The following is a 25796-nucleotide window of genomic DNA, read 5'->3' as shown; positions in this document are numbered from 1 at the left end:
ACCGGTTCTTTGGGTTGAAATTCGGCACTTGCCACAGGCAGTGACCGAGAACGGACGCCCAATTTCCGTTTTGACTCGCTCCCTTGGCGGACGATCAGTAGCCTCACTTCGAACACCGGCTCGTCTCGCCTACGTCTTGGAGTCCTGATGGAGCGTCCCGCCTGGGCCCCGCAGGGCATCGACATCACGATGCCCAGCGTGTCCCGCATCTACGACTATTACCTGGGCGGTTCGCACAACTTCGAGGTCGACCGGGACGCAGCCCGCCGGGCCATGGAGCACATGCCGGGGCTGCCCAAGATCATGCAGGCGAATCGTGCCTTCATGCGCCGAGCGGTGCGTTTCGCCGTGGACGAGGGCATCACCCAGTTCCTCGACATCGGTTCGGGCATCCCCACCTTCGGCAATGTGCACGAGGTCGCGCGGCGGGCCGACCCCGAATCCCGCGTGGTGTACGTCGACCACGACGCGGTCGCCGTGGCGCACAGCCGTGCCGTCCTCGACGGCGACGAGAAGGCGGCCGTCGTCGCCGCCGATCTGCGCAAACCGCTGGACATTCTGGGCAGTTCGGAGGTCGAGGGGCTGCTCGACCTGGACCGTCCGGTCGCCCTTCTTCTCGTCGCCGTCCTGCATTTCGTGGAGGACGCGTACGATCCCTACACAGCGGTCGCCGAACTGCGGGACGCCACTGCGCCCGGCAGCGTGATCGCCCTCACGCACGCCTCGTACGAAGGGATGCCGATCCCCGCCGAGCAGGCCGGTCAGGCCGTCGGCGTCTACAAGGACATCCGCAATCCACTGATCATGCGCTCGCGCGAGGAGATCGCGCGGTTCTTCGAGGGATACGACATGGTGGAACCCGGCCTCGTGCCGATGCCGCGCTGGCGGCCCGACACCGCGCCCGAGGAGGAGGATCCCTATGCCTTCTCCGGGTTCGCCGGCGTGGGGCGCAGGGCATGAGCGGGGAACCGGACGGCCCCGAGGACAGAGTGCGCAGGTTCGCCACCATCTGGAGCCGCGCCATCTTCCCCGTGACGGCGACGTCGCTGACCCGTCCCGAGTTCGAGCTGCAACTGGTGCCGCTGGCACGGCGGTTGCGTGCCGCGCTGCACGAGCGGATCTTCGACGCGGCCGAGGGCCAGGCGATCGGCGCGGCGCTCGTCGGCACGCACTGCACCGACCCCGAGGCGCTGAGCCGCACGCTCGACTGCGTGGACGCCTACCTCGTCCTGTACTGCGGCGACGGCGGACCCCAGGAGGAGCTGCGGGCCCGGTCCGCGCGCCTGCAGCACGCCGTGGCCGCGGGCTTCGCGGCGGCCCTGCGCGAGCGGACCCTCGCCGAGCAGGAGGCGATATCCCGCGCAGCCCTGAACGCCCGCAGCGCGGTCGCCGAGGCCCTGCACGCGAGCGAGGCACGCTTCCGCGCCGTCTTCCACGGCGCGGCGATCGGCATCGGCATCGCCGACCTCACGGGCACGGTCCTGGAGGCCAACGACGCGCTGATCCGCATGTTCGGCGGACTGGAGAGCCAGCTGCGCGGGCGCAACGTCGCGGAGTGGACCCACCCGGAGGACTCACCCCACGTATGGAAGCTCTACGAGGAGCTGGTGCGCGGGGAGCGCGAGCACTACCGCGTAGAGAAGGCCTTCTACCGCCCCGACGGCACCGCCCTGTGGACCAACCTGACCGTCTCGCTGCTGCGTGACGCGGACGGAGTGCCGCAGTACCAACTGGCGTTGATGGAGGACACCACCGAACGCCGGCTGCTCAATCTGCGCCTCCGCTACGAGGCCACGCACGACGCCCTCACCGGCCTGCCCAACCGCACCCTGTTCTTCGAGCGCCTGGAGAAGGCCCTCGCCGCGGGCGACGGCGCACGCTTCGGGCTCTGCTACCTCGACCTCGACGGCTTCAAGACCGTCAACGACAGCCTCGGGCACGCGGCGGGCGACCGGCTCCTCGTCGAGGTCGCCGACCGGCTCCAGTCGTGCGCCACTGCCCCCGGCGAGATGGTCGCGCGGCTCGGCGGCGACGAGTTCGTGGCGCTGACCACGGGCCGTGACACCCAGACCGAGGTGGACGACCTCGCTGGGCGCATCATGCACGCGCTCTCCACGCCGATCCGCGTCGAGGGCCGTGAGCTGACCGTGCGCGGCAGCATCGGCATCGTCGAGGGCCCGGCCGGTGAGCGAGGCGCGGCGGAGGTGCTGCGCAGCGCCGACATCACGATGTACCGCGCGAAGTCCGCGGGCGGCAACCGCTTCGAGCTCGCCGACCCCGAGGCCGACGCCCGCGCCATCACCCGGCACGGCCTGACGACCGCCCTGCCCGCCGCCCTGGAGCGCGGCGAGTTCTTCATCGAGTACCAGCCCCTGGTGCACCTGGGCGACGGCAGCGTGCGCGGGGCGGAGGCGCTGGTGCGGTGGCTGCACCCGCAGCACGGCATCATCGGCCCCGACCGGTTCATCCCGCTCGCCGAGCACACCGGCCTGATCGTGCCGCTCGGCCGCTGGGTCCTCGAGGAATCCGTCCGCCAGGCCCGTACCTGGGAGGCACGGCACAAGGACGCCGGGCCGCTGCGCGTGAACGTGAACCTCTCGCCCATGCAGCTGAACCACCCCGGCCTGGTCTCGGACACCGTGGAGATCCTGGAGCGCGCGGGCCTGGAACCGGGCGCGCTGTGCCTGGAGGTGACCGAGTCCGCGCTGATCGGCGCCGACGACGACCTGCTCAAGCCGCTGCGGCGGCTCGCCGAGATGGGCGTGGACATAGCGCTCGACGACTTCGGCACCGGCTATTCGAACCTCGCCAATCTGCGCCGCCTGCCGGTGAGCGTCCTCAAGCTCGACCGCTCCTTCACCCAGGGCATGCAGCACTTCCCGGCCGACCCCGTCGATCTGAAGATCGTCGAGGGGATCGTGGCGCTCGCCCACAGCCTGGACCTCGCGGTCACGGTCGAAGGGGTGGAGACGGGCGCCCAGGCGGATCAGCTGCGAGAGTTGGGCTGCGACACGGCGCAGGGCTGGTACTACGCCAGGCCCGGCCCGCCGGACCAACTGCACGAGCTGGCGCTGGCCGACGCGGTGAGCTGAGGAGTACGAGGATGTCCGACGCAGTGATCCAGTGGGTGTACGCCTTCGTGGACCGGCCGAGGGACCGGTTCGCGAAAGCCCATGCGTTCTGGGCGGCGGTCACCGGGACGCGGCTCTCCGCGTTCCGGGGCGACGAAGGCCAGTTCGTGACGCTGCTGCCGGACGCGCTGCTGCCGGACGGGCCGCTGCCGGAGGGGGCCGACGCCTTCCTGAAGGCGCAGGCGGTCGAAGGACCCGGCGGCGCGCACCTCGACTTCGCCGTGGAGGACGTACCGGCCAAGGCGGGCGAGGCCCGCGCGCTGGGTGCCACCACGGTCTTCGCGGAGGAGGGCCTGGAGGTCCTGCGCTCGCCCGGCGGCCAGCTGTTCTGCGTGGTGCGCTGGGAGGGCGAGAAGGTCCGTCCCGGGCCGCTCCTCGCACCGGACGGGACCACGAGCCGCCTCGACCAGGTGTGTCTGGACGTGCCGCCTGCGGTGTTCGAGGCGGAGAAGGCGTTCTGGCCCGCCTTCACCGGGTGGTCCGACCGCCCGGGTTCGCGCCCGGAGTTCCACCTCGTCGAGCCGGACCCACGGCTGCCGATCCGCATCCTGCTCCAGCGCCTGGACACGGAGGGACCGGCCGGGGCGCACCTGGACTTCTCCTGCTCCGACCTCGACGCGGACCGCGTCCGGCACGAGCAGCTCGGCGCCGAGGCCGTGTGGAGGGGCCCGCACTGGATCGTGATGCGGGACCCCGCGGGCGGCACGTACTGCCTGACGATCAGGAACCCCGAGACGGGCGGCTTGCCCGGCGCGCGTTAGCTTCGCTGGAACCTGCGGGCCGGTGGGAACTGCGCGATCAGCCACGTCCCACCCGCAGGCCACGTACCGGCCTCACCGCGAAGCGGAAACTCACCGCTCCAGAAGCATCCGCTGAAGCTCCCGGGCGGCCCGTGGCGGAGCCACATCGCTGCGGTGGGCCAGTGCGATCGTGCGGTGCAGGGAAGGGCGGGCCAGCGGTGTCATCCGCAGGCCGCGTCCGGCGCGTTCGGCGACCATGCGGGGGACGACCGCGACCCCGAGCCCGGCCCGCACGAAGCCGAGCACCGCGTCCATCTCGCCGCCCTCGACCGCGAACTCCGGCTCGAAGCCCTCGGCCCGGCAGGCGGCGACCGTCAGCTCCCGCAGGTCGTAGCCGTGCCGGAACATCACGAGGCGCTCCCGCTGGAGATCGGCCACCCGTACGGTCTTGCCGCCGAACTTGCGCGCGTCCGGGGACGACACCACGACCAGGTCCTCGCGGAGCAGTTCCACCGTGGTCAGGGCCGGAGAAGGGGTGGGGAGGGGGAGGACGACGATGGCCAGGTCCAGGGCGCCGCGCGCCAGTTCCCGTACGAGGTCGTGAGAGCCGCTTTCCTCCAGGAGGAGCTGGATGCCGGGGTGGCGGTCGTGGAACGCGCGGAGCACTTCGGGCAGCAGGCCGGTGCAGACACTGGGGGTCGCCCCCAGGCGGATGCGGCCGCGGCGCAGCTGGGCCAGCTCCTGGACCTCGATCCGCGCGGTGTCGGCGTCCGCGAGGATGCGGCGGGCCAGCGGCAGCAGGGCCTCGCCCGCGTCGGTCAGGGCGATGTTGCCGCGGGCCCTGCTGAACAGCTCGGCGCCCAGCTCCTTCTCCAGGGCGCGGACCTGCTGGGACAGCGAGGGCTGTGAGACGTGGACCTGCTCGGCGGCCCGCGTGAAGTGCCGGGTCTCGGCCACCGCGACAAAGTAGAGGAGCTGTTGGAACTGCATATACGCCAGCGTACGGCCGATGATAGCCGCTCGCTATCGAGATGAGCTGATCCATCTCTTGGACCGATCGGGACCTTCGGCCTTAGCGTCGGTCCCATGGCTCTGGCAACGCGGACGGACCGAAAACGGCCGTCGATGACGCGCACGATCTGGGACTCGTCCGTCGGCAAGAAGACAGTGATGGCCGTGAGCGGCCTGATCATGCTGCTCTACCTGATCGCCCACATGATCGGAAACCTGAAGATCTTCTTCGGGCCCGCGGAGCTCAACCACTACGCCCACTGGCTGCGCACGGTCGGCGAGCCCTTCATGCACTACGAGTGGACGCTCTGGCTGATCCGCGTCGTGCTCGTCGTCGCCGTGGTCGCGCACGCCGTCTCCGCGTACCAGCTCAGCCGCCGCGACATCAAGGCGCGCCCCGCCAAGTACGTCAACAAGAAGGCGGGCAAGAGCTTCGCCACGCGCACGATGCGCTGGGGCGGGATCATCCTCGCCCTGTTCATCGTCTGGCACATCCTGGACCTGACGACCGGCACCGTGCACCCGGGCGGCTACGAGCACCTGCACCCGTACCAGAACATCATCGACACGTTCTCCACGTGGTACGGCAACGTCATCTACATCGTCGCCGTCACCGCCCTCGGCTTCCACGTCCGCCACGGCCTGTGGAGCGCCGCGCAGACCCTCGGCGCGGGCAAGGCGACCCGCGACCGCGCCCTCAAGATCGTCGCCAATGGCCTCGCGCTGGTCCTGACGGCGGGCTTCGTCGTCGTCCCCGTGGCCGTCATGACCGGAGTGGTGAGCTGATGAACTCGTACGCCGACTACACGACCGGGGAGCCGGTCGTCGACACCAAGGCACCGGCCGGTCCCATCGCCGAGCGCTGGGACACCCGTCGCTTCGAGGCCAAGCTGGTCAACCCCGCCAACCGCCGCAAGCACACCGTGATCGTCGTCGGCACCGGCCTCGCCGGCGGCTCCGCCGGCGCCACGCTCGCCGAACAGGGCTACCACGTCGTCCAGTTCTGCTACCAGGACTCGCCGCGCCGCGCCCACTCGATCGCCGCGCAGGGCGGCATCAACGCCGCGAAGAACTACCGCAACGACGGCGACTCGGTTCACCGGCTCTTCTACGACACCGTCAAGGGCGGCGACTTCCGCGCCCGCGAGTCCAACGTCCACCGCCTCGCACAGATCTCGGTGGAAATCATCGACCAGTGCGTCGCCCAGGGCGTCCCGTTCGCGCGCGAGTACGGCGGCCTCCTCGACACCCGCTCCTTCGGCGGCGTACAGGTCTCCCGGACGTTCTACGCCCGCGGCCAGACCGGGCAGCAGCTCCTCCTCGGCGCCTACCAGGCGCTCAGCAGGCAGATCGCGGCGGGCAACGTGGAGATGCACGCGCGCACCGAGATGCTCGACGTGATCGTCGTAGACGGGCGCGCCCGCGGCATCGTCGCCCGCGACCTGATCACCGGCAAGATCGAGACGTACTTCGCCGACGCGGTGGTCCTGGCCTCCGGGGGCTACGGCAACGTCTTCTACCTGTCGACGAACGCCATGAACTCCAACGCCACGGCCGTCTGGCGGGCCCACCGGCGCGGCGCCTACTTCGCCAACCCCTGCTTCACGCAGATCCACCCGACGTGCATCCCGCGCACCGGCGACCACCAGTCGAAGCTCACGCTGATGAGCGAGTCGCTGCGCAACGACGGCCGCATCTGGGTCCCGAAGGCGCAGGGCGACGACCGCCCGGCCAACAAGATCCCCGAGGATGAGCGCGACTACTACCTGGAGCGCATCTACCCCTCCTTCGGCAACCTCGTGCCCCGTGACATCGCCTCGCGCGCGGCGAAGAACGTGTGCGACGAGGGCAGGGGAGTGGGCCCCGGCGGCCAGGGTGTCTACCTGGACTTCGCCGATGCCATCAAGCGCATGGGCAAGAAGGCGGTCGAGGCCAAGTACGGCAACCTCTTCGACATGTACGCGCGGATCACCGACGAGGACCCGTACAAGACGCCGATGCGGATCTACCCCGCCGTGCACTACACGATGGGCGGGCTCTGGGTCGACTACGACCTGCAGACCACCGTCCCCGGCCTCTTCGCGATCGGTGAGGCCAACTTCTCCGACCACGGCGCGAACCGCCTCGGCGCCTCGGCCCTGATGCAGGGCCTCGCCGACGGCTACTTCGTGCTCCCGTCCACGATCAACGACTACCTCGCGCGCAACCCGCACCACGAGGAGGTCTCCGACCAACACCCCGTCGTACGTGAGGTGTTGGACGAGACCACCGACCGGATCACCCGGCTCCTCGCCGTCGACGGAGACCGCACCCCCGACTCCTTCCACCGTGAACTCGGCGAGGTGATGTGGGAGTTCTGCGGCATGGCCCGTACGGAGACGGGGCTGCGCAAGGCCCTGGAGCGCATCCCGCAGATCCGCGAGGAGTTCTGGCGCCGGATCAAGGTGCCCGGCACCGGCGAGGAGTTCAACCAGTCCCTGGAGAAGGCGAACCGCATCGTCGACTACCTGGAGCTCGCCGAGCTGATGTGCCTCGACGCCCTGCACCGCGCCGAGTCCTGCGGCGGCCACTTCCGCGAGGAGTCGCAGACGCCGGACGGCGAGGCGGCGCGCGTGGACGAGGAGTTCTCGTACGCCGCCGCCTGGGAGTTCACGGCCACGGGCGAGGCTCCCACCCTCCACAAGGAAGACCTCGCCTTCGAGTACGTCCACCCCACTCAGCGGAGCTACGCATGAAGCTCACCCTGCGCGTCTGGCGCCAGCAGAACGCCGACGCCGACGGCGCCATGTCCACCTACGAGGTCGACGGCATCTCGTCCGACATGTCCTTCCTGGAGATGCTGGACACCCTCAACGAAGAACTCATCGTCAAGGGCGAGGACCCCGTCGCCTTCGACCACGACTGCCGCGAGGGCATCTGCGGTGCGTGCTCACTCGTCATCAACGGTGACGCGCACGGGCCCGAGCGCACCACCACCTGCCAGCTGCACATGCGGTCCTTCAAGGACGGCGACACGATCGACGTCGAGCCGTGGCGGGCCGCCGCCTTCCCGGTCGTCAAGGACCTGGTCGTGGACCGCTCGTCCTTCGACCGGATCATCCAGTCCGGCGGCTACATCAGCGCCCCGACCGGCGCCGCCCCCGAGGCCCACGCGGCGCCCGTGCCGAAGCCCGACGCGGACTTCGCGTTCGAGCACGCGGAGTGCATCGGCTGCGGTGCCTGCGTCGCCGCCTGCCCCAACGGCTCGGCGATGCTGTTCACCTCGGCCAAGGTCAACCACCTGGGTGTCCTGCCGCAGGGCGCCCCGGAGCGCGAGACGCGTGTCCTGGACATGGTCGCGCAGATGGACGAGGAAGGCTTCGGCGGCTGCACGCTCACCGGCGAGTGCGCCACCGCCTGCCCGAAGGGCATTCCGCTGCCTTCCATCTCCGCGATGAACAAGGAATGGCTGAGGGCCACCCGAAAGGTCAGCCGCTAGCCGAACAACCCGGCTCTGTACGGGGTCTGACGTCCCGTCAAGGCGCTCCTGTACCGTCGCCCGCATGCATCCGGGAGCGTACGACCCCGCCAGGCCGGCCGTCGTCACCGCCGACGGCACACGGACCCTTACCTACGGACAGCTCGAAGAACGCTCCCTGCGGCTCGCGGATCATCTGCGGGCCGCAGGGCTGCGTCGGGGCGATCACTTCGCCCTCTTGTGCGACAACGACCCGCGCGCCCTGGAGGTCTACTGGGCGGCGCTGCGCTCGGGCCTCTATCTCACCGCCGTCAACCACCACCTCAGCACGGACGAAGCCGCGTACATCGTGCGCGACTGCGGGGCGAAGGTGCTGATCGTCTCCGGTTCGCTCGCCGAACTGGGCGCGGCCGTGGTGGAGTTGGCGGGCGGTCCGCCGATCCTGCTCGGCCTCGACGACGGGACGTACGAGAAGGCCCTGGAGGCCGCGTCCGCCGAGCCGCCCGCCCATCAGCCGCGCGGCACGGACATGCTCTACTCCTCCGGTACGACGGGCCGCCCCAAGGGCATCAAGCCCGCGCTGCCCGAGGGTGACGTGCGCGACGAGCCGAGCACGTACGTGCTGATCTTCCAGGCCATGTACGGGTTCGGCGAGGACACCGTCTACCTCTCGCCCGCCCCGATCTACCACGCGGCGCCGCTGCGTTTCTGCGGAGTCGTCACGTCCCTCGGCGGCACGGTCGTCCTGATGGACGCCTTCGACGCGGAAGGCGCCCTGCGGGCGATCGAGCAGCACCGGGTCACGCACAGCCAGTGGGTGCCGACCATGTTCGTACGGATGCTGAAGCTGCCCGCGGAGGTGCGCGAGCGGTACGACCTGTCGTCGATGAAGGTCGCCATCCACGCCGCCGCGCCCTGCGCGGTAGAGGTGAAGCGGCGGATGCTGGAGTGGTGGGGACCCATCCTCTACGAGTACTACTCGTCGACGGAGGGCAACGGCATCACGTTCATCTCGCCCGACGAGTGGCTGCGCAAGCCCGGCTCGGTGGGCAAGGACGGGTTCCTCGGCGAGCTGCGGATCTGCGACGAGGCGGGTGAGCTGCTTCCGAGCGGCGAGACCGGGATCGTCTACTTCGAGCGCGACGAACTGCCCTTCCGCTACCACGGCGACGAGGACCGCACCCGCGGCGCCCAGCACCCCACGCACCCGAACTGGACCACCACGGGCGACATCGGGCACGTGGACGAGGACGGCTATCTCTTCCTCACCGACCGCAAGGCGTTCATGATCATCTCAGGTGGTGTGAACGTCTATCCGCAGGAGGCCGAGGACTGCCTGGTGCTGCATCCGGCGGTCGCGGACGTCGCGGTGATCGGGGTGCCGGACGCGGAGATGGGGGAGGCCGTCAAGGCGGTGGTGTGCCCGGCCGACGGAGTGAGTGCCGGGTCCGAACTGGAGCGTGAGCTGATCGCGTTCGTGCGCGAGCGCCTCGCCCACTACAAGGCGCCGCGGTCGGTGGACTTCACGGACTCGCTGCCCCGCACGCCCACCGGCAAGCTGGCCAAGTCCTCGCTGCGCGCCTCCTATTGGCAGTGAGCAGGTCGGGATCGGGCAGAGCGGGGCGAGCGGGCCCGTCGGCCGAGGTCCGTCAGACCCGGGCGATGAACTTGACCTCGACCAGCAGTTCCGGGAAAGCCAGCCGCGGAGTGCCGACCATGGTGCTGGCCACCTGCGGGTCCGGCCGCCCGTAGGCGTCCTTGCGCACCGGCCCCGCCGCGGCGTCGGTCGCCTCGACGTCGAGGGCGTAGATGACCTCCTCGACGACGTCGTCCAGCGATGCGCCGAAGCGTCCGAGCAGTTCGGCCGCGTTGGCGTAGCACTGGCGCAATTGCTCGCCCGTGCGGGAGAAGTCGGTGACGCGTCCGGCATCATCGACGGGAGCGGGAGCGATCACTTCCGTGCCGCTGTGGGACACCTGGCCGGACAGGTAGATGGTGTCGCCGTGTCTGACCGCCTGTGCGTACCCGTAGGTCTTCTCCCACGGGACGCCGAAACTCTCGACTTGCTGTGCGTTGCTCATGAGGTCGACGGTATGAGGCGGTTCAGGGGCGGACCAGGCTCGGCTGTGCCACTTACGGCAAGGATCGTGCCAGAGCCGGCAACAGGTCCGCGAAGGTACGAGGGGGAGCTCAGTTGGGGTCAGGAGAAGGCCGGACGGTGGTCGCGATCCTGGTGATGCCGCGTGTGTTCGCGCTCGACGTCAGCATTCCCGAGCATGTCTTCGGGCGGCATCCGGGCTATCAGGTCCTCGTACGCGGGGATGTGGACGGCGGGGCGTCGCTCGCCGACGTCGAGTCCGCCGACATCGTCGTCGTGCCCGGGTATGAGGAACCGCACGTCCCGGTCCCGGACGCCTACCTGAAGGCGCTGCGGATCGCCGCCGAACGGGGTGCCCGTGTCGTGGGCATCTGCACCGGGGTGTTCGCGCTCGCGGCCTGCGGAATCCTGGACGGCAAGTCGGCCACGACGCACTGGCGCCATACCGAAGAACTGCGTCTGGCGTATCCCTGCGTGGACGTCGTCGAGAACCGGGTGTTCACCGAGGACGGGTCCGTTCTCACGTGCGCGGGCGGAGGCGCCGGGATCGACGCGTGCCTGCATGTCGTGGAGCGGGATTTCGGTGCGATCGCCTCGGACGGCGTGGCGAAGGACCTCGTCTTCTCCTCCACCCGTGGCGCGAACGAACCGCAGTACAGGGATGTGCCCGTTCCGCCGCGCGACAGCCTGCGGGCGACGCGGGAGTGGGTGCTCGACAACCTGGGGGCCGCGATCACCGTGCAGCGGCTCGCCGACCACAGCCTGCTGTCGCGGCGGACCCTCGTCCGCCGCTTCGTGCGCGAGACGGGCCTGCCGCCCATGCAGTGGGTCGCCCTCCAGCGGATCATCGAGGCGCGCCGCCTTCTGGAGGCCTCGGACTGGTCCGTGGAGAGGATCGCCGGGGCGACGGGGTTCGGGTCGGCCTCCAATTTCCGGACGATCTTCCGCAGGGAGGTGGGAGTGACGCCGACCGCCTACAGAAAGTCGCACGGAAAGCCACCTGAGCGGCCTGAATGATCTACTGGACATCGGGGGGCAAGGCGGCGGCCACACTTGAGGTCGCCCAGTCGCACCGCACGCAGCAGGAGGTACGCAGCATGCTCGTCGATCTCTCCGGCAAGACCGCCCTCGTCACTGGATCGACCCAGGGGATCGGGGCGGCCATCGCGGCCGGCCTGGCCAGGGCGGGCGCCCGGGTGGCCGTCAACGGCCGTACGGCCGCCTCCGTCGACAAGGCCGTCGACCGGCTGAAGGGGGAGCACGGCGCCGCCGAGTTCTTCCCGGCCCCCGGCGACATCTCCACCGACGAGGGCGCCGCGCAGGTCTTCGCGGCCGTTCCCCGGGCGGACATCCTCATCAACAACCTGGGCGTGTTCGGCGCGGAGCCCGCCCTGGACATCAGCGACGACGAGTGGCGCCGCTACTTCGAGGTCAACGTCCTGACCGCCGTCCGCATGATCCGCCACTATCTGCCGGGCATGAAGGACCGCGCCTGGGGGCGGATCCAGAACATCGCCAGCGACTCGGCGCTCGTGACCCCCGCCGAGATGATCCACTACGGCACGTCGAAGACGGCGCTCCTCGCGGTCTCCCGGGGGTTCGCGAAGGAGGCCGCCGGATCGGGCGTGACGGTCAACTCCGTGATCGCGGGCCCCACGCACACCGGCGGTGTGGAGGACTTCGTGTACGAGCTGGTCGACCCCGCCCTGCCCTGGGACGAGGCCCAGCGGGAGTTCATGGTCAAGCACCGCCCGCAGTCCCTGATCCAGCGGCTCATCGAGCCGGAGGAGATCGCCCACATGGTCGTCTACCTCAGCTCCCCCCTGGCCTCGGCCACGACGGGCGGCGCGCTGCGGGTGGACGGCGGCTACGTGGACGCGATCGTCCCGTAGCCGGTCCGGCGGGCGCGGAGACTCAGTCGTCCCCCGCCCTCCAGTCATGGATGGCCTCGTCCAGCCGCGGCCGGAGCGCTCTCACGACAGGCGCTCCGGGCCACCGGCTCAGCATCCTGTCGAACGCCACCAAGTCGGCCTGTACGGTGGCCGATTCGACCCGGCGGACATGCCCGAGCACCTCTTCCAGGCAGGCGGCGGCTTCTTCGAGCTCGCGATGCGCGGCCAGGGCGAGTGCCAGGCGGGCGGTGAAGCGGGCACGGGCGCGGTGGGCGTCGGCGGGGATGCGGGCCAGGCCGTTGCGCAAGGCCTCCGTCGCCTGGGCGGGGCGACCGGCATCGTAGAGGCACCAGCCCGTGATGAGGGTGGTGGAGCCCGGCGCGAAGGCGGGTCCGAGGGCAGCCGGTGCCCGGCCTTCGGCACCGGCCGACTCCCGCAGCCGCTCGGCCCGTTCGAGTGCGCGCATGCTGGACCCGTGGTCTCCCCGCAACGCGTGGCCCTGGGCGACGCGTTGGGCGGCCATCCAGCGCAGGGCGGGTGGGGCGGCGGAGTCGTCGAGCACACGGCCCGCGAGGTCGATCGTTCGGGCCGGGCGTCGCTGGTAGTACATGACGAGGGCGCGGCGTATGAGGGCGTAGCGCGGCATGTCCCGGTCGCCGAGTTCGGCGGCGACACGCACGGCGTCGTCGGTCCACCACAGCGCCGCCGAGTCGTCGCCGGCCTCTTGGGCCATCCAGCCGGTGTGCTCGAAGACCCGTACGCCGAGGGCCAGCAGCCGCCTGCGGTCCACGCCGCGGACGTCGCGGGCGAGTGAACGGAGCGTGTGTGCCTGCGAGATGGCCAGCGGAAGCACTACTCCCGGGCTCGCGGTGCGGCCCAGGGCGCGGGTGTTCTCGTGCAGGGCGGTCATCGCGTCGAGCACGTGGCCACCGACGCGCTCGTCGGGCGGCGGCGAGATCCTGGCGGCGGGATAGCGCATCAGGGGCGGTCCGGGCTCGTGCAGTGGACGGCCGGGCTGGGCGGAGAGGCGGAACAACTCGCTCTCCCCGTCGACCTTGAGGGACAGACACCAGCCTCGGTACCGGTCGCCCGCAGACCCTGGCCCGCCCTCCTCGAAACCGTCCTCGTCCTCGGCTCGCCCGGTCAGCGACTCCGACAACCGCCCGTCGAGGCCCAGAGCCGCGTCGCACTGCCGCGCGAGCATCTCGCTCGCCGGCGCCCTGCGGTTCTCCACCTTGCTGAGCTGGCCGTAGCTGTAGCCGGTCTTCTCGGCGAGCTCCCGGAGAGACATCTCCTGTTCCAGCCGTGCCCTTCGCAGCCGCACGGCGAATTCGGACGCGCCCATGAGACCCCCTGAATGCCGTTTCCATGTGGCAATCCTGGAAGCGGCATCAAGTCTGTTCTCCCGTGCCGGACGTGTTTCCCTGTTTCATCGGACAGGACACAAAGAAACGCTTTCCGGCCCCCCGCCGCGTCCCCACACTGGCGAGTGTACAAGGAAATGCTCATAGAGCGGGGGGTTGTTGTCGTGCAATGGAACACGTTCGCCGGGCGCGGTCAACTCGGAAGAGCTTTGCGGAAGTGGAGCGCCCGCTTCACGCGAAGGTCCGCGCGTCTCCTCGGGGCTGCCCCCACCGTGGTCTTCCTCGGAAAGCGGGGTGTCGGAAAGAGCAGCACCATGAACTCCCTTTTCGGTCTGGCGCTGAAGTCGGACGCGGCCAGGGAGTGCACCACGAGTCCGAAACCCGTGCGGGTCAGGGCGGCGCACGGCCGCCGACGGCGGGTGGTCGACATGCCGGGCATCGCCGCCAACCTGGAGACCGCCGCCCGCTACCGCTCTCACTACGAGTACTGGATGGCCCGCGCGGATGTCGTCGTGTGGCTCACCCAGGCGGACGTCCGCTCCTACACCCAGGACCAGAAGTTCTTCCGGTCCTTCGGTCCGTTGCTCGCGCCGGGCGCCCGAGTGGTCCTCGCCGTCAGCAAGTTCGACACCCAGGACCCGGCTGTCGGGTTGCCCGGCGCGGTGCTCGACGAGGCGCTGCACGCCGAGAAGCTGCGGGACGTACGGGAACAGCTCACCCCCTATGTCCCGCCCGGCAGGGCCGTACGGCTGGTCCCGTACTCGGCGGTCCGGCGCTGGAACCTGGGGCGGCTCCTGGCCGCGATGACGGAGGCGGAAACCGCGGGGACATCCGGCACACCGAACCGCGAAACACCGGAGAAAACGCAGGAAACAGAGGTCACGCCCCAATGATCGAGCAACTGAAGAACGCTGTGAAACCCGCCGAACGCGATCCGGTCCGGCTGGTCGTCGGCCTGAACCGCGTCGACGAGATCGTCCACGAAGGCTGGAACGAGGGTCTCAACCTGCCCACCGACGAGGCCGCCCGGCAGATCGACCGCAAGTGCGCGGACGTCGTCCGGCTGCTGTCCAGGGTGACTCGTCTGCAACCCGATCACATCGAGTACTACTCGGCGCTCAAGCGCTATCGCCTGCACGAACTGCTCAACCGCGTCATCCGGCACTGCTACGCGGGCTTCAAGTTCACCGACGTCGAGCCGCTGCCCTTCGAGGCCGTCGACGGGGTCAGCGACGAGGCCAGGGATTTCGTGCGGCAGGAGAGGCGACGCCGGCTCGGGCACCCCGAGGAACGGGCGCCGGCCCGGGAGAAGCTGTTCGCCGAGCTGTCGAAGTTCCTCAGCGCCTCTGAACTGCGGCTGCTGGAGAGCAAGTTCTCCGCGGAGATGCGCAAACCGCCCAAGATCGCGGTCCTCGGCCAGTCCGGGGTCGGCAAGACGACGACGGTCAACGCGCTGTTCGCCACCGAATGGCGGACGAGCGCGGTCGGCGTCGGCACCCACGACGCCCAGGGAAAGAGGGTCGCGCTGCCGTCGGGCGGGGTCGTCGACGTCGTGGACCTGCCGGGATACGGGCGGTCCATCTCCGAGGACGAGCGGTACGACGCGATCTACCGGAAGGTGCTGCCGGGGTGCGACCTGGTTCTTCTGGTCATCCAGGCCGACCGCGGCGACCTCGCCGACGACCAGGAGATGGTCGTGCGGATCATGTCGTGGCTCAAAGGGGCGCCGGTCCGGTGAACGGCTGGCGAGGAGAGGTCCGGTCATGAACAACCAGGAACGACAGTTGCTCACCGATGCCGTGGACCGCGAGTACCGCGCGGGAAATCTGGACCGGGTCCTGGCGTCGCTGAACGCCTTCAGCAACTGGGTGAAGTTCGCCCTGCACATCCTTTACCTGAAGATCCGGCAGCAGATGCGGAAGGTGTGGAGCTGGCTGTATTCGATCTTCTACTGAGTCCGAAAGAACGCCGGACAGAAAAGAGCAGAGAAATGGCATTCTCCGATGCGGACCGAGCGAAAATCACCAAGGCTCTGGACAAAATCGACGATGCTGCCCAGGAGGCCATTCTGGCCACCCTCACCGCTTTCAGGAACTGGCTGAGCGATGTTCTCTACGGTGTGTACAAGCGCATCCGGGACGACATAGCGAGGGTCTGGAAAATCATCCGCAACATCTTCTGGTGAACGTACGGAGCGTCTGCTCGCGCCTCAGGCCCGCGCCGGCTCCGGCTACCCTCCCGCGGGCCGTTCCCCGAGCAGCCGCTCCACCACCTCCCGGGCAGTGCTGCCAGCCCCGGCGACGGGTGAACCGGCACCACCCACCCCTGCGAACTGCCCATAGGCGTCGACCTCCAGGCTGTCCAGCACCCAGTACGTGCTCGCCGGGTCCCAGTACAACGCCCGTAGATCACCGTCCCCCACGGCCACGGCAACCACGTCGTTCGGCGCCCCGGCCTCGGTGACATCCCAGCGGTGCACCCCCGCTTCCCGCGCTGCCGCGACGATCTCCGCGAACGGCACGGGGACGACGGGGGCGTGGAGGAAGTCGGCGAAGATGTCCTTGATGCCGTCGGAGATCTGCTGACGCACCACGCGCATCGACGCCTCGGCCTCCGCGCGGATCGCCGACCCGGACGCGGAGTCCTCGCCCGAGAGATCCGGAGGGATGGCGACGTTCCCGGGACCGCCGTCGCCCCGCGCCCCGTCGAGCACCCAACCGAGCATCGCGTCGCTCTGTTTCAGGGCGACGATCTGCTGCAACCGCGGCAGCAGGGCCGCGACCGCGGACTCGTCGGGCTCTGCGAGGAACAGGTCCAGGGCCTGGACGGCCTCCCTCTCCTCCTGCGACAGCCCGTACCGCGTCACGTCCACGTCGATGCGGGCCGGGGCCGGTCCCGGCGACCACGTCCGCACCGGTGACCAGACGCGCTTGACGGCTCGCTGCGCCGTGCGGCGGGCCTCCGCGAGGTCTCCGGTCACGGCGAGGCAGTACGTGAGCAGCGTCAGCGCGTGGACCTGATCGAGGTTGGCGTGCCTGGCCGCCCGCAGTGCCATCAGCGGTGGCCCGGACAGGGCGGGGGCCGGGGGCATCTCGTCGTGCGCCTCGACCGCCGCCCGCGCCGCACGCAGTGCCTCCGTGTGGTCCCCGGCCAGCGTCGCCGCCAGGCTCAGCTGGTACGACACGGAGGCCAGCGTCGCCCTTTCGGGGCTGCTCCTGACGCGTTCCGCCGACAGGACGGTGCGCGCGGCGACGGCACGCAGCTGCGCGTAGACCTCGGTGTGCGGGGCGATGTCGAGCACGCGGTGGGCGACGGACAGGTTCCGGTGCAGCCGGACGCTCTGGGTCAGCGCCTCGACGACCGGCGCCGGTTGTTCGAGACGCATCGCCGCCCACACCGCGGGCGCCACCATCCCGGCCGGATCGCTCTCGATCAGCTCGGCGAGGTGGGGCAGCAGGGCGGGGTGCCGGGGTGCCGCCCGCCCCAGCACGAGCAACGCCCGCTCGCGATGCGCCTCGTCCAGTTCAGCGGCGACTCCCCGGATCAGCTCGGGCTGTTCCAGGACGGTCAGGGCGACGTGTTCCTCCCCGAGCCGGTCGGGGCGCAGGGCGTGGGGTGCGGCCGCGCCCCGGGCCTGCCCGCTCGCCGGATACAGCCGGGAAACCCACCGCAGATACCGTCGTACGACGTGCATCTGCTCCTGTCTGAAGGTGAGTTGAACGGCCAGCGCCTTGTACGCGTCCCGTTCCGAGCGTCCCCCGTACAACGTCGCCACGGCCACCACCACGGCCAGCCGCTCACGGTGCGGATCGGGCAACTCGGCGGCTACGGAGCTGCGCCTCCAGTCCCGCCATTCGTGGTGCAGCAGGCGCACGACGGGGTCGGCGGAAGCGTCCGCCGAACCGTCGGCCAGGGCGAGCACCGCGTCGAGGGCCGCCGCATGGAGGTCGAGAATGCGGTCGCCGCTCTCGGGACCGCCCAGCGCGGACAGGGCACCCTGGCGGCCGGGCGGCGGCTCGGCCATCTGCGACGGGGCGGGCGCGCGCACCCCCAGCCGGTCGGCGAACCTCTCCGCCGCCCGCCTGAACTCATCGGCTCGTTCCGACGGGTCTCCCAGCAGCGCGCCCAGCTCCAGCGGGCGGTCCCGCGCGGGCAGCAGGACCGACGCGGCGGCGTCCCCGGCCCGTTCCAGGAGCTCACTGAACCAAGCCCCCATGGAGCGCGCGACAAGAATCATCCGGGCCGGTGCCGCCTGTGCCGTCCGCCCGGCCAGCGCGCCGAGCATGGCCGCCGCCTCCGCGGCCGCCGACTCGGCCCGGTCCATCACGACGAGCGTCGGCACCCCCGACTCGCTCAGCCGGACCAGATCCCCGGCCTGTGTCCCCTCGGCCGGTTCCCCCGCGGTCCATCCCGCCTTCCGTGAGCGCGCACAGAACTCCACGGTCAGCCGCGACTTTCCCTGTCCGGCCGGTCCGACCAGCACCTCCACGTCGAGCGGTTCCGCGGAGTCCCGCCAGGCGGTGAGCCGGGCCAGCTCTGCCTCCCGCCGCCGGAAGGGGACGACCTCGTACTCGGGGCGCAGGAGGGAGCTGGACAGATGGTCCGCGGGAGGGTCCTGGGCGGGCCTCAAGAAATGCCGGGTAGTGAGGCCGGGAGCCACCTCGTGCAGGACACGGACGAGGCCGGGAATGTCGTACGACGTGTGCCGGGCCCGGAAGTGAACGGTCTGACGGTCGGGCAAGCCCGCCAGCTCCGCGGGGAGTTCCTCGGCCGGCGGAACCCGCCGCACCCCTCCCACCAGCACGGGGATCACCGGGATGCCCACGTCCTCACGCAGGAAGTAGGCGGCTTCCCTGCGCACCCAGTCGTCGGGCCTGAACAAGCGGTGCCCGTCCAGCCAGCGTGGCCCGACGAGGACGAGGGCGACGCAGGTCTCCTCCATCGCCCTTTCGATGGCGGGCGGAAAGACCGTGCCCGCGCCGATCGACCGGCTCGCCTTGAACACGGTCTCTCTGCCGAACACGAAGGAAAGGACGTGGTCGAGGAAGGACGCCGCGTCTCCGGTGTCGTCCTGCCGGTAGTTGAGGAAGATCCTGCGCCGGACGGGCATCGCTTCCCCCAGGGTGCGGTGGAGGCCTCCGAGGCAGATGTCCTGCCCCGCAGGCGGTCCACCGAACCGCTGTCGTCCTTGCCTCGTGGAGCGTCCTGACTCCCCTGATTCGGCTAGTCGTTGGTGGTCACACGGACGTAGTCGACGACCAGTTGCTGCGGGAAGCTCGTGCTGCCGTCGGGGTCGCCGGGCCAGTAGCCGCCGACCGCGAGGTTGAGGATCAGGAAGAAGGGCTTGTCGAAGACCCACTGCTTGCCGCCGAGGTCGGCGGGCGTGCGGGTCTGGTAGACGTTGCCGTCCACGGACCAGGTGACCTTGTTCGGTGACCAGTCCACCGCGAAGGTGTGGAACTTGTCCGCGAACGCCTCGCCGCCGGGCAGGGTGTAGCCCGCGCCGATGCCGCCCGAGCCCGAGTAGCCGGGGCCGTGCAGGGTGCCGTGGACGGTGCTCGGCTCGAAGCCGACGTTCTCCATGACGTCGATCTCACCACTCTGCGGCCAGCCCACGCTGCCGATGTCGGCGCCGAGCATCCAGAACGCGGGCCACATGCCCTGCCCGCGCGGCACCTTCATGCGGGCCTCGACATGGCCGTACGTCTGCGTGAACTTGCCGGAGGTGTTGAGGCGGGCCGAGGTGTACTCGCAACGGCCGTACCAGCACTGGTAGTTCTCGGGGTTCTCCTTGCGGGCGGTGATGACCAGGTTGCCCTGGCCGTCGAGGGCCGCGTTCTTGTTGCCCGAGGTGTAGAACTGCCGCTCGTGGTTGTTGACGTTGTCGCCGGTCTCGATCTGCCACTTGCTGCCGTCGACCGCTGAGCCCGCGGGCCCGTCGAAGTCGTCGGTGAACGTGGCGGCCGCCGCGGCGTGGGTGGGGGAGGGGGCCGCCGACGCTCCGGAGGGGAGACCGGTCAGGGCCGTGGCGCAGCAGGCCAGGGCGGCTGTGGTGAGCGCCGCACGGCGGCGCCAGGAGGTATGCACTGTCATCACATCGCTTCACGTGGGGGTGGCGAGAGAGTGGGGGGTGCTTAGTGCTGAGGTACACGAAGAGGCTGTCAAGGCATGCGCATGACAACTCGATGTCGAGAACTGAACGCGGCGAGTGATCAACCCCGCCGCTTTGTTCAGTACTTGATTTAAGGCAGACTCCGGTGCGCCGTCAAGGAGTTGGTGTGTACCAACCTCAGCGGCCCCCGGCCATCGCCCGCGCCAGATACGGCGCCGTCCGGCTCCCCGCGGCCCGCGCCACCACGCCGGGCGGCCCTGCGGCGACCACGTGTCCGCCCTGGTCACCGCCCCCGGGACCCAGGTCGATCACCCAGTCCGCGCCGGCCACCACCGCCATGTCGTGCTCGACGACCACCACCGAATGGCCCGCGTCGACCAGGCCGTGCAGTTGGCGCATCAGGACCTCGACGTCGGCCGGGTGGAGCCCGGTCGTCGGCTCGTCCAGGAGGTAGAGCGTGTGAGCCCGCCTGACGCGCTGCAGCTCGCTCGCCAGCTTGATCCGCTGGGCCTCGCCGCCCGACAGTTCCGTCGCGGGCTGCCCGAGGCGCAGATAGCCCAGCCCCACGTCGAGGAGGGTGCGCAGGCTGCGCGCCACGGCCGGGGTGTCCGCGAAGAAGTCCGCGGCGGCCTCCACCGTCAGGTCGAGCACCTCCGCGATGTTCCTTCCCTGGTACGTCACTTCGAGGGTCTCGGGGTTGTAGCGGGCGCCCCCGCAGTCCGGGCAGGGCGCGTACGTACTGGGCAAGAAGAGCAGCTCGACGCTCACGAATCCCTCGCCCTGGCAGGTCTCGCACCGCCCGCCCGCGACGTTGAAGGAGAAGCGGCCGACTCCGTAGTCCCGCGTGCGTGCCGCGTCCGTGGCCGCGAAGACCTTGCGCACGACGTCGAAGAGGCCCGTGTAGGTGGCCAGGTTGGAGCGGGGCGTGCGGCCGATCGGCTTCTGGTCGACGCACACCAGGCGCCCCACGCCGTCGAGGTCCTCGGTGACCTCGCCGATGAGCGTGGACTTGCCCGAGCCGGAGACTCCGGTGACCGCGGTGAACGCGCCGAGCGGGAACTCGGCCGTCACGTCGCGCAGGTTGTGCCGGGAGACGGGGCCGACCTTCAGCCAGCCGCGCGGGTCCCGCACCTCGCGCGGCGGCGCGGACTCACGCCCGAAGAGGAAACGGGCCGTAGCGGACTCCGTGACACCCTCCAGATCCGCCACCGGGCCGCTGTGCAGCACCTGCCCGCCGTGCTCACCCGCGTCGGGACCCACGTCGACGAGCCAGTCCGCGTGGCGCATGACATCGAGATGGTGCTCCACGACGAAGACCGAGTTCCCCGCGGCCTTGAGCCGGTCGAGGACGGTGAGCAGGGACTCCGTGTCCGCCGGGTGCAGACCGGCCGACGGCTCGTCCAGGACGTACACGACGCCGAAGAGCCCCGAGCGGAGCTGGGTCGCCAGGCGCAGCCGTTGCAGTTCGCCGGCGGAGAGGGTGGGGGTGGCGCGGTCCGGGCTCAGATAGCCGAGGCCCAGCTCGGTGATCGTGTCGATGCGGGCGAGGAGGTCCGCGGCCAGGACCCGGGCCGCCTCCGAATGCGCCGCGCCGTGCAGGGACTTGGCCAGCTCGGACAGGGGCAGTGCCGCGAGATCGGCGATCGTGTGCCCCGCGAACGTGACCGCCATCGCCTCCGGGCGCAGCCTGCTGCCGCCGCACGCGGGGCAGTCGGAGCTCGCCAGGAACCGTTCGGCCTTGGTGCGCAGGGTCTGGCTCTTGGAGTCCGAGAACGTCTTCATCACATAGCGCCGGGCGCTCATGTACGTGCCCTGGTACGGGCGTTGGATGCGGTCCGCGTCCCGCACGGGGTGCACCGTGACCACGGGCTGCTCGTCCGTGAACAGGATCCAGTCCCGGTCCGCCTGCGGCAGCTCGCGCCAGGGGCGGTCGACGTCGTGTCCCAGGGCGTCGAGGACGTCGCGGAGGTTCTTGCCCTGCCAGGCGCCGGGCCAGGCCGCGATGGCGCCCTCGCGGATGGAGAGGGACGGGTCGGGGACGAGGAGTTCCTCGGTCGTGCCGTGCACCCGGCCCATGCCGTGGCACTCCGGGCAGGCTCCGGCGGCCGTGTTGGGCGAGAAGGCGTCCGAGTCGAGCCTCTCGGCGCCCTCGGGGTAGCTGCCGGCGCGGGAGAACAGCATGCGCAGCGAGTTCGAGAGGTTCGTGACCGTGCCCACCGAGGAGCGGGAGGTGGGCGCGGAGCGGCGCTGCTGGAGCGAGACCGCCGGCGGAAGGCCGGTGATCTCCCCGACCTTCGGCGCCCCCACCTGGTGGATCAGCCGCCTGGCGTACGGGGCCACGGACTCGAAGTAGCGGCGCTGGGCCTCCGCGTAGACCGTCCCGAAGGCGAGCGACGACTTGCCGGAGCCGGACACCCCCGTGAAGACCGCGAGGACGTCGCGCGGGATGTCCACGTCGACGTCGCGGAGGTTGTGCTCGCGGGCACCCCGGACACGTACGAACGGATCGTGGGGGCTGTGCATGGGGACTCCGTGGGCGGCTAGGGGGCAAACCCCACGATTCTAGGTCCCGGCCAGACCCGCGACCCGGGCCAGGCGCCGGAAGGAGTCGACGAGGGCCGCACGGTCGTACGTACTGGTCGTGACCAGCACTTCCTGTGCCCCGCTCTCCTTGATCAGGATTTCGAGCTCGTCGGCCACCTGTTCCTCCGTGCCGTGGATGTGGCCGAGGAGACCGGACTCGTAGAACTCGCGCTCTTTCTCGGTCATCGTCATGTCCGGCGACTCGACGCGCTCGGCCGGGGGCAGGGGCGGGAAGGTGCCGTGGGTGCGTGAGTACGCCATCGACCACGCTTCCGGTATCAGCAGGCGGCGGGCCTCCTCGGGGGTCGCGGCGACGGCGACCGTGCCCGAGATGACCACGTACGGCTCGCTCGACCACTCCGAGGGGCGGAACGTGGCGCGGTAGTGGTCGATGCCGCGGAGCATCTTCTCGCGGTTCCTGATGTCGCCGATGACCATCGGCAGCCCGGCCCGGGCCGCGACGGTGGCTCCCTCGCCGATGGCCAGGACGAACGGCGGGACGGTCATGCCCTCGCTGGGGCGTGCGTGCGCTCCGGTGTCCGACGTGCCGCGGAACCAGCCCAGGAGCTCGGTGAGCTGCGCGGCGAAGTCCTCGGCGTCGTGCTTGTCCCGGCCCAGGGCCTTGCGCACCCCGTCGGTGAACCCCACCGAACGGCCGAGCCCCATGTCCACGCGCCCGGGGAAGAGCGCTTCGAGGACCCCGAACTGCTCGGCGACGACCAGGGGTTGATGGTTCGGCAGCATCACGCCGCCCGTGCCGACCCGGATGGTGCGCGTCGCGGCGGCGACCGCGGCGGCGAGGACCGTCGGCGCGGAGCCGGCGACGCCCGGCACCGCGTGGTGCTCCGACACCCAGAGCCGGTGATACCCGAGCCCTTCGAGCTCCTGCGCCAGGCGCACGGTGTCGCGCAGCGCCTCGGGCCCTTCGTGCCCCTCGCGGGTGCGGGAGCGGTCGAGGACGGAGAAGCGGGTTGATCCGATCACTGAGGTCACGCCAGGTTCAACGCCTGAGCGGCGCCAGGATTCCCGGGCCCGGGGGCCGGGGTCGGGCCAGGCTGTCGCAGGAACTGCCTAGGCTGGGCGCGTGAGCGACGACAGCAGGCCGCTGGCCGTATTCGACCTGGACAACACCCTCGCGGACACCGCGCACCGCCAGCGCTTCCTGGAGCGCAAGCCGCGGGACTGGGCGTCCTTCTTCGCGGCGGCTCCGGACGATCCGCCGCTGGCCCAGGGGGTGGCGCTCGCCCTGGAGAGCGCGCGCGAGTGCGAGGTCGTCTACCTCACGGGCAGGCCCGAGCGGTGCCGCGAGGACACCGTTGCATGGCTCGCGGCCCAGGGGCTCCCGGAGGGGCGCATCTGGATGCGCCGCAACGACGACCGGCGGCCCGCCCGCCGGACCAAGCTGGAGATCCTGCGCAGGATCTCCAGGGCCCGTGAGGTCCGGATGCTGGTGGACGACGACGAGCTGGTGTGCGACGAGGCCGAACGGGCGGGTTTCACGGTCGTACGGGCGCGCTGGGCGAGCACGTCAGCCGCGTTGAAGGACGCGCAGGAGCGCGAAGGGCGGACGTGACCGCTCGGGCGCGGGCCCTCGGCGAGGGTCAGGCGCTGTCGCCGTCCTCAAGGCGGAACCCGACCTTCAGGCCCACCTGGTAGTGCTCGATCTCGCCGTTCTCGATGTGGCCGCGCACCTGGGTGACCTCGAACCAGTCCAGCGAGCGCAGCGTCTGCGAGGCGCGGGCGATGCCGTTGCGAATGGCCTGATCGACGCCCTCGTGCGAGGTGCCGACGATCTCGGTGACCCGGTAGGTGTGGTCGGACATGAGGCAGTTCCTCTCCGCCGTGCGGTGACGTCACAGCCGTGCGGTGACGTCACTCCACCGTGCCCCACCACGCGGCGGTGCGCGAGGCGGTGGGCGCCGGGTGCCCGGCGGCACCACCCAGATCGAGCCGCGCGACAAGAACGGCACCGGAAACGTGGATTTCGGTGCCGTTGCCCCTTGACCGACCCATTGGTACAGACCAAACTCCAGCCATACCCGTTCGAGCCATCCGCTCACCCCCCGCGTCGGGCCGCCCCTCCCTGTCCGCAGGCAGAAAGTGACCCACGTGAAACCGCACCGCCGCGCCGCCATGTCCCTGACCCTCGTCCTCGCCGCCACCACGCTGCTTCCCGGATGCGGTGTCCTGCCGGGCGGCGGAGAGGACCGGCGGACCGTCACCGTGTGGCTCATGCGGGGCAGCGCGTCGGCGGAGTTCCTCAAGCGGTTCACCACGGACTTCGAGAAGCGCAACGGCGACATCGACCTGGAGATACGCCTCCAGGAGTGGACCGGCATCGGCGGCAAGGTCAAGGCCGCGCTCAAGGCCGACAAGGGGCCCGACGTCATCGAGGTCGGCAACACCCAGGTCGCCCAGTACGTCGACGAGGGCGGGCTCTACGACCTCACCCTGGAGTCCGCGCGCGACCTCGGCATGAAGGACTGGCTGCCGGGCCTCGCCGAGCCGGGGCGCTACAACGGCAGCCAGTACGGCATCCCCTGGTACGCCGCGAACCGCGTCGTCATCTACAACAAGGACCTCTTCGCGCGGGCCGGGATCGAGCAGCCGCCGAAGACGCGCGCGCAGTGGATCGCCGACACCGAGCGCCTCAACTCCGGCGGAGACCAGGGGATCTACCTGGCGGGCCAGGACTGGTACACCCTGGCCGGATTCATCTGGGACGAGGGCGGCGAGCTCGCCACGGAGGCCAAGGGATCACGCGGCGTGTGGGAGGGCAGCCTGCACTCGCCCGCGGCGCTGCGGGGCATGGACTTCTACCGGCAACTGCAGGCGTTGGGCGAGGGCCCGCGCGACGCGGACGAGGAGCATCCGCCGCAGGCCGGGGTGTTCGCCAAGGGGAATGTGGCGCAGATCGTCGCCGTGCCCGGGACGGCACGCGCCATCGAGGAGGCGAACCCGAAACTGAAGGGAAAACTCGGCTACTTCCCGATCCCCGGCAAGACGGCGGCGAAGCCGGGTGCCGTCTTCACCGGCGGATCCGACCTCGTGGTGCGCGGGAAGACGAAGGACCGTGCGGGCGCGGTCGCCGTGATCGAGGCACTCGCGGGCAAGAAGTGGCAGACCGACCTGGCCCGGACGATGAACTACGTGCCGAACAAGACGACCCTCGCCTCCGCCGTGTCGGGCGAGGAGGGGGTCGCCGCGATGGCCGCGGGCGCCGCGCGGGGCCGGGCGACACCGGCCTCACCGAAGTGGGCCGCGGTGGAGGCGGACAACCCCATCAAGGCGTACATGTCCAAGGTCCTCGCCGGGGGTGACCCGGCGACGGAGGCGAAGGCCGCCTCGCGCCGGATCACCCGGGAGCTGGACGTCAGCGGGCCGTGAGAACCGCAGGCCCGGTCACGT

Annotated in this window: 23 protein-coding genes; 15 read left to right on the top strand and 8 right to left on the bottom strand. The window is 70.4% G+C overall.

The window, feature by feature from the left end; genetic code table 11:
- The first annotated feature begins 147 nt into the window (after window positions 1-147).
- The 3 genes from ACWFRU_RS13935 to ACWFRU_RS13925 are packed head-to-tail and all read left to right on the top strand — an operon-like array spanning window position 148 to window position 3892.
- On the top strand, window positions 148-960 hold the full coding sequence (locus ACWFRU_RS13935) for an SAM-dependent methyltransferase (protein ID WP_453686579.1): 813 nt from the start codon (window positions 148-150) through the stop codon (window positions 958-960).
- Window positions 957-3092 carry a putative bifunctional diguanylate cyclase/phosphodiesterase gene (locus ACWFRU_RS13930; RefSeq protein ID WP_453686578.1) on the top strand — a complete coding sequence of 712 codons (2136 nt, stop codon included), beginning with the start codon at window positions 957-959 and terminating at the stop codon, window positions 3090-3092. The genes ACWFRU_RS13935 and ACWFRU_RS13930 overlap by 4 nt, the downstream gene beginning before the upstream one ends.
- A gap of 11 nt (window positions 3093-3103) precedes the next feature.
- Window positions 3104-3892 (top strand): VOC family protein, encoded by a 789-nt coding sequence (locus tag ACWFRU_RS13925; protein ID WP_453686576.1) that lies wholly within the window; start codon window positions 3104-3106, stop codon window positions 3890-3892.
- A 90-nt stretch (window positions 3893-3982) separates the two neighbouring features.
- Here the strand turns inward: ACWFRU_RS13925 and ACWFRU_RS13920 are convergent, their stop codons facing one another.
- Window positions 3983-4861 (bottom strand): LysR family transcriptional regulator, encoded by an 879-nt coding sequence (locus tag ACWFRU_RS13920; RefSeq protein WP_453686574.1) that lies wholly within the window; start codon window positions 4859-4861, stop codon window positions 3983-3985.
- A gap of 135 nt (window positions 4862-4996) precedes the next feature.
- Here ACWFRU_RS13920 and ACWFRU_RS13915 point away from each other — a divergent pair, with 135 nt between their 5' ends.
- From ACWFRU_RS13915 to ACWFRU_RS13900, 4 genes are all read left to right on the top strand, one after another.
- Window positions 4997-5668: a succinate dehydrogenase gene (locus ACWFRU_RS13915; protein ID WP_363207861.1), complete on the top strand. Its 672-nt coding sequence runs from the start codon at window positions 4997-4999 to the stop codon at window positions 5666-5668.
- The gene (locus ACWFRU_RS13910; protein WP_453686572.1) at window positions 5668-7617 is read left to right on the top strand and encodes a fumarate reductase/succinate dehydrogenase flavoprotein subunit; all 1950 of its coding nucleotides are present in this window, start codon (window positions 5668-5670) and stop codon (window positions 7615-7617) included. The genes ACWFRU_RS13915 and ACWFRU_RS13910 overlap by 1 nt, the downstream gene beginning before the upstream one ends.
- A complete protein-coding gene (locus tag ACWFRU_RS13905; protein WP_453686571.1) occupies window positions 7614-8360 on the top strand; it encodes a succinate dehydrogenase/fumarate reductase iron-sulfur subunit in 747 nt (248 codons plus the stop codon). Before ACWFRU_RS13910 ends, ACWFRU_RS13905 begins: the two co-directional genes overlap by 4 nt.
- A gap of 64 nt (window positions 8361-8424) precedes the next feature.
- On the top strand, window positions 8425-9936 hold the full coding sequence (locus ACWFRU_RS13900; RefSeq protein ID WP_453686569.1) for an acyl-CoA synthetase: 1512 nt from the start codon (window positions 8425-8427) through the stop codon (window positions 9934-9936).
- Window positions 9937-9988: 52 nt separating this feature from the next.
- Here the strand turns inward: ACWFRU_RS13900 and ACWFRU_RS13895 are convergent, their stop codons facing one another.
- Window positions 9989-10420 carry a Rid family hydrolase gene (locus tag ACWFRU_RS13895; protein WP_453686567.1) on the bottom strand — a complete coding sequence of 144 codons (432 nt, stop codon included), beginning with the start codon at window positions 10418-10420 and terminating at the stop codon, window positions 9989-9991.
- Window positions 10421-10533: 113 nt separating this feature from the next.
- Between ACWFRU_RS13895 and ACWFRU_RS13890 the strand changes: the two genes are divergently transcribed.
- Window positions 10534-11454, top strand: coding sequence for a GlxA family transcriptional regulator (locus tag ACWFRU_RS13890; RefSeq protein ID WP_453686565.1), 921 nt, complete (start codon window positions 10534-10536; stop codon window positions 11452-11454).
- Between the two features lie 80 nt (window positions 11455-11534).
- Complete coding sequence (locus ACWFRU_RS13885) at window positions 11535-12329, top strand: SDR family NAD(P)-dependent oxidoreductase (protein ID WP_453686806.1); 795 nt, start codon at window positions 11535-11537, stop codon at window positions 12327-12329.
- A 22-nt stretch (window positions 12330-12351) separates the two neighbouring features.
- Here the strand turns inward: ACWFRU_RS13885 and ACWFRU_RS13880 are convergent, their stop codons facing one another.
- Entirely contained in the window at window positions 12352-13674 is a 1323-nt protein-coding gene (locus ACWFRU_RS13880) for a helix-turn-helix domain-containing protein (protein WP_453686564.1), read from the bottom strand.
- A 12-nt stretch (window positions 13675-13686) separates the two neighbouring features.
- Between ACWFRU_RS13880 and ACWFRU_RS13875 the strand changes: the two genes are divergently transcribed.
- From ACWFRU_RS13875 to ACWFRU_RS13860, 4 genes are read left to right on the top strand one after another with little or no spacing between them, the layout of a single operon-like run.
- Window positions 13687-14586 carry a GTPase gene (locus tag ACWFRU_RS13875; protein ID WP_453686562.1) on the top strand — a complete coding sequence of 300 codons (900 nt, stop codon included), beginning with the start codon at window positions 13687-13689 and terminating at the stop codon, window positions 14584-14586.
- Window positions 14583-15431, top strand: coding sequence for a GTPase (locus ACWFRU_RS13870; protein ID WP_453686560.1), 849 nt, complete (start codon window positions 14583-14585; stop codon window positions 15429-15431). The genes ACWFRU_RS13875 and ACWFRU_RS13870 overlap by 4 nt, the downstream gene beginning before the upstream one ends.
- A gap of 25 nt (window positions 15432-15456) precedes the next feature.
- Window positions 15457-15648 (top strand): hypothetical protein, encoded by a 192-nt coding sequence (locus tag ACWFRU_RS13865; RefSeq protein WP_453686558.1) that lies wholly within the window; start codon window positions 15457-15459, stop codon window positions 15646-15648.
- 35 nt (window positions 15649-15683) lie between these two features.
- Window positions 15684-15878, top strand: coding sequence for a hypothetical protein (locus tag ACWFRU_RS13860; RefSeq protein WP_453686556.1), 195 nt, complete (start codon window positions 15684-15686; stop codon window positions 15876-15878).
- 45 nt (window positions 15879-15923) lie between these two features.
- Here the strand turns inward: ACWFRU_RS13860 and ACWFRU_RS13855 are convergent, their stop codons facing one another.
- The 4 genes from ACWFRU_RS13855 to ACWFRU_RS13840 form a co-directional block, all read right to left on the bottom strand.
- Window positions 15924-18803, bottom strand: a complete 2880-nt coding sequence (locus tag ACWFRU_RS13855) for a hypothetical protein (RefSeq protein WP_453686555.1) — start codon at window positions 18801-18803, stop codon at window positions 15924-15926.
- Between the two features lie 113 nt (window positions 18804-18916).
- Window positions 18917-19786, bottom strand: a complete 870-nt coding sequence (locus tag ACWFRU_RS13850) for a glycoside hydrolase family 16 protein (RefSeq protein ID WP_453686553.1) — start codon at window positions 19784-19786, stop codon at window positions 18917-18919.
- A gap of 196 nt (window positions 19787-19982) precedes the next feature.
- Window positions 19983-22328 carry an ATP-binding cassette domain-containing protein gene (locus ACWFRU_RS13845; protein WP_453686551.1) on the bottom strand — a complete coding sequence of 782 codons (2346 nt, stop codon included), beginning with the start codon at window positions 22326-22328 and terminating at the stop codon, window positions 19983-19985.
- Between the two features lie 39 nt (window positions 22329-22367).
- The gene (locus tag ACWFRU_RS13840; RefSeq protein ID WP_453686549.1) at window positions 22368-23381 is read right to left on the bottom strand and encodes an LLM class flavin-dependent oxidoreductase; all 1014 of its coding nucleotides are present in this window, start codon (window positions 23379-23381) and stop codon (window positions 22368-22370) included.
- A 91-nt stretch (window positions 23382-23472) separates the two neighbouring features.
- On the opposite strand from ACWFRU_RS13840, the gene ACWFRU_RS13835 reads away from it, so the two are divergent.
- Window positions 23473-23961, top strand: a complete 489-nt coding sequence (locus tag ACWFRU_RS13835; protein ID WP_453686547.1) for a phosphatase domain-containing protein — start codon at window positions 23473-23475, stop codon at window positions 23959-23961.
- A gap of 28 nt (window positions 23962-23989) precedes the next feature.
- On the opposite strand, the gene ACWFRU_RS13830 is transcribed toward ACWFRU_RS13835, so the two are convergent.
- Window positions 23990-24211, bottom strand: a complete 222-nt coding sequence (locus ACWFRU_RS13830; RefSeq protein ID WP_160509111.1) for a dodecin — start codon at window positions 24209-24211, stop codon at window positions 23990-23992.
- A gap of 310 nt (window positions 24212-24521) precedes the next feature.
- On the opposite strand from ACWFRU_RS13830, the gene ACWFRU_RS13825 reads away from it, so the two are divergent.
- The gene (locus ACWFRU_RS13825; protein ID WP_453686804.1) at window positions 24522-25775 is read left to right on the top strand and encodes an extracellular solute-binding protein; all 1254 of its coding nucleotides are present in this window, start codon (window positions 24522-24524) and stop codon (window positions 25773-25775) included.
- Window positions 25776-25796 lie beyond the last annotated feature (21 nt).

Source organism: Streptomyces sp. NPDC055099, assembly GCF_053607685.1.
The sequence above is the reverse complement of the archived record's forward strand: the minus strand, read 5'-3'. Positions and strand labels throughout refer to the sequence as shown.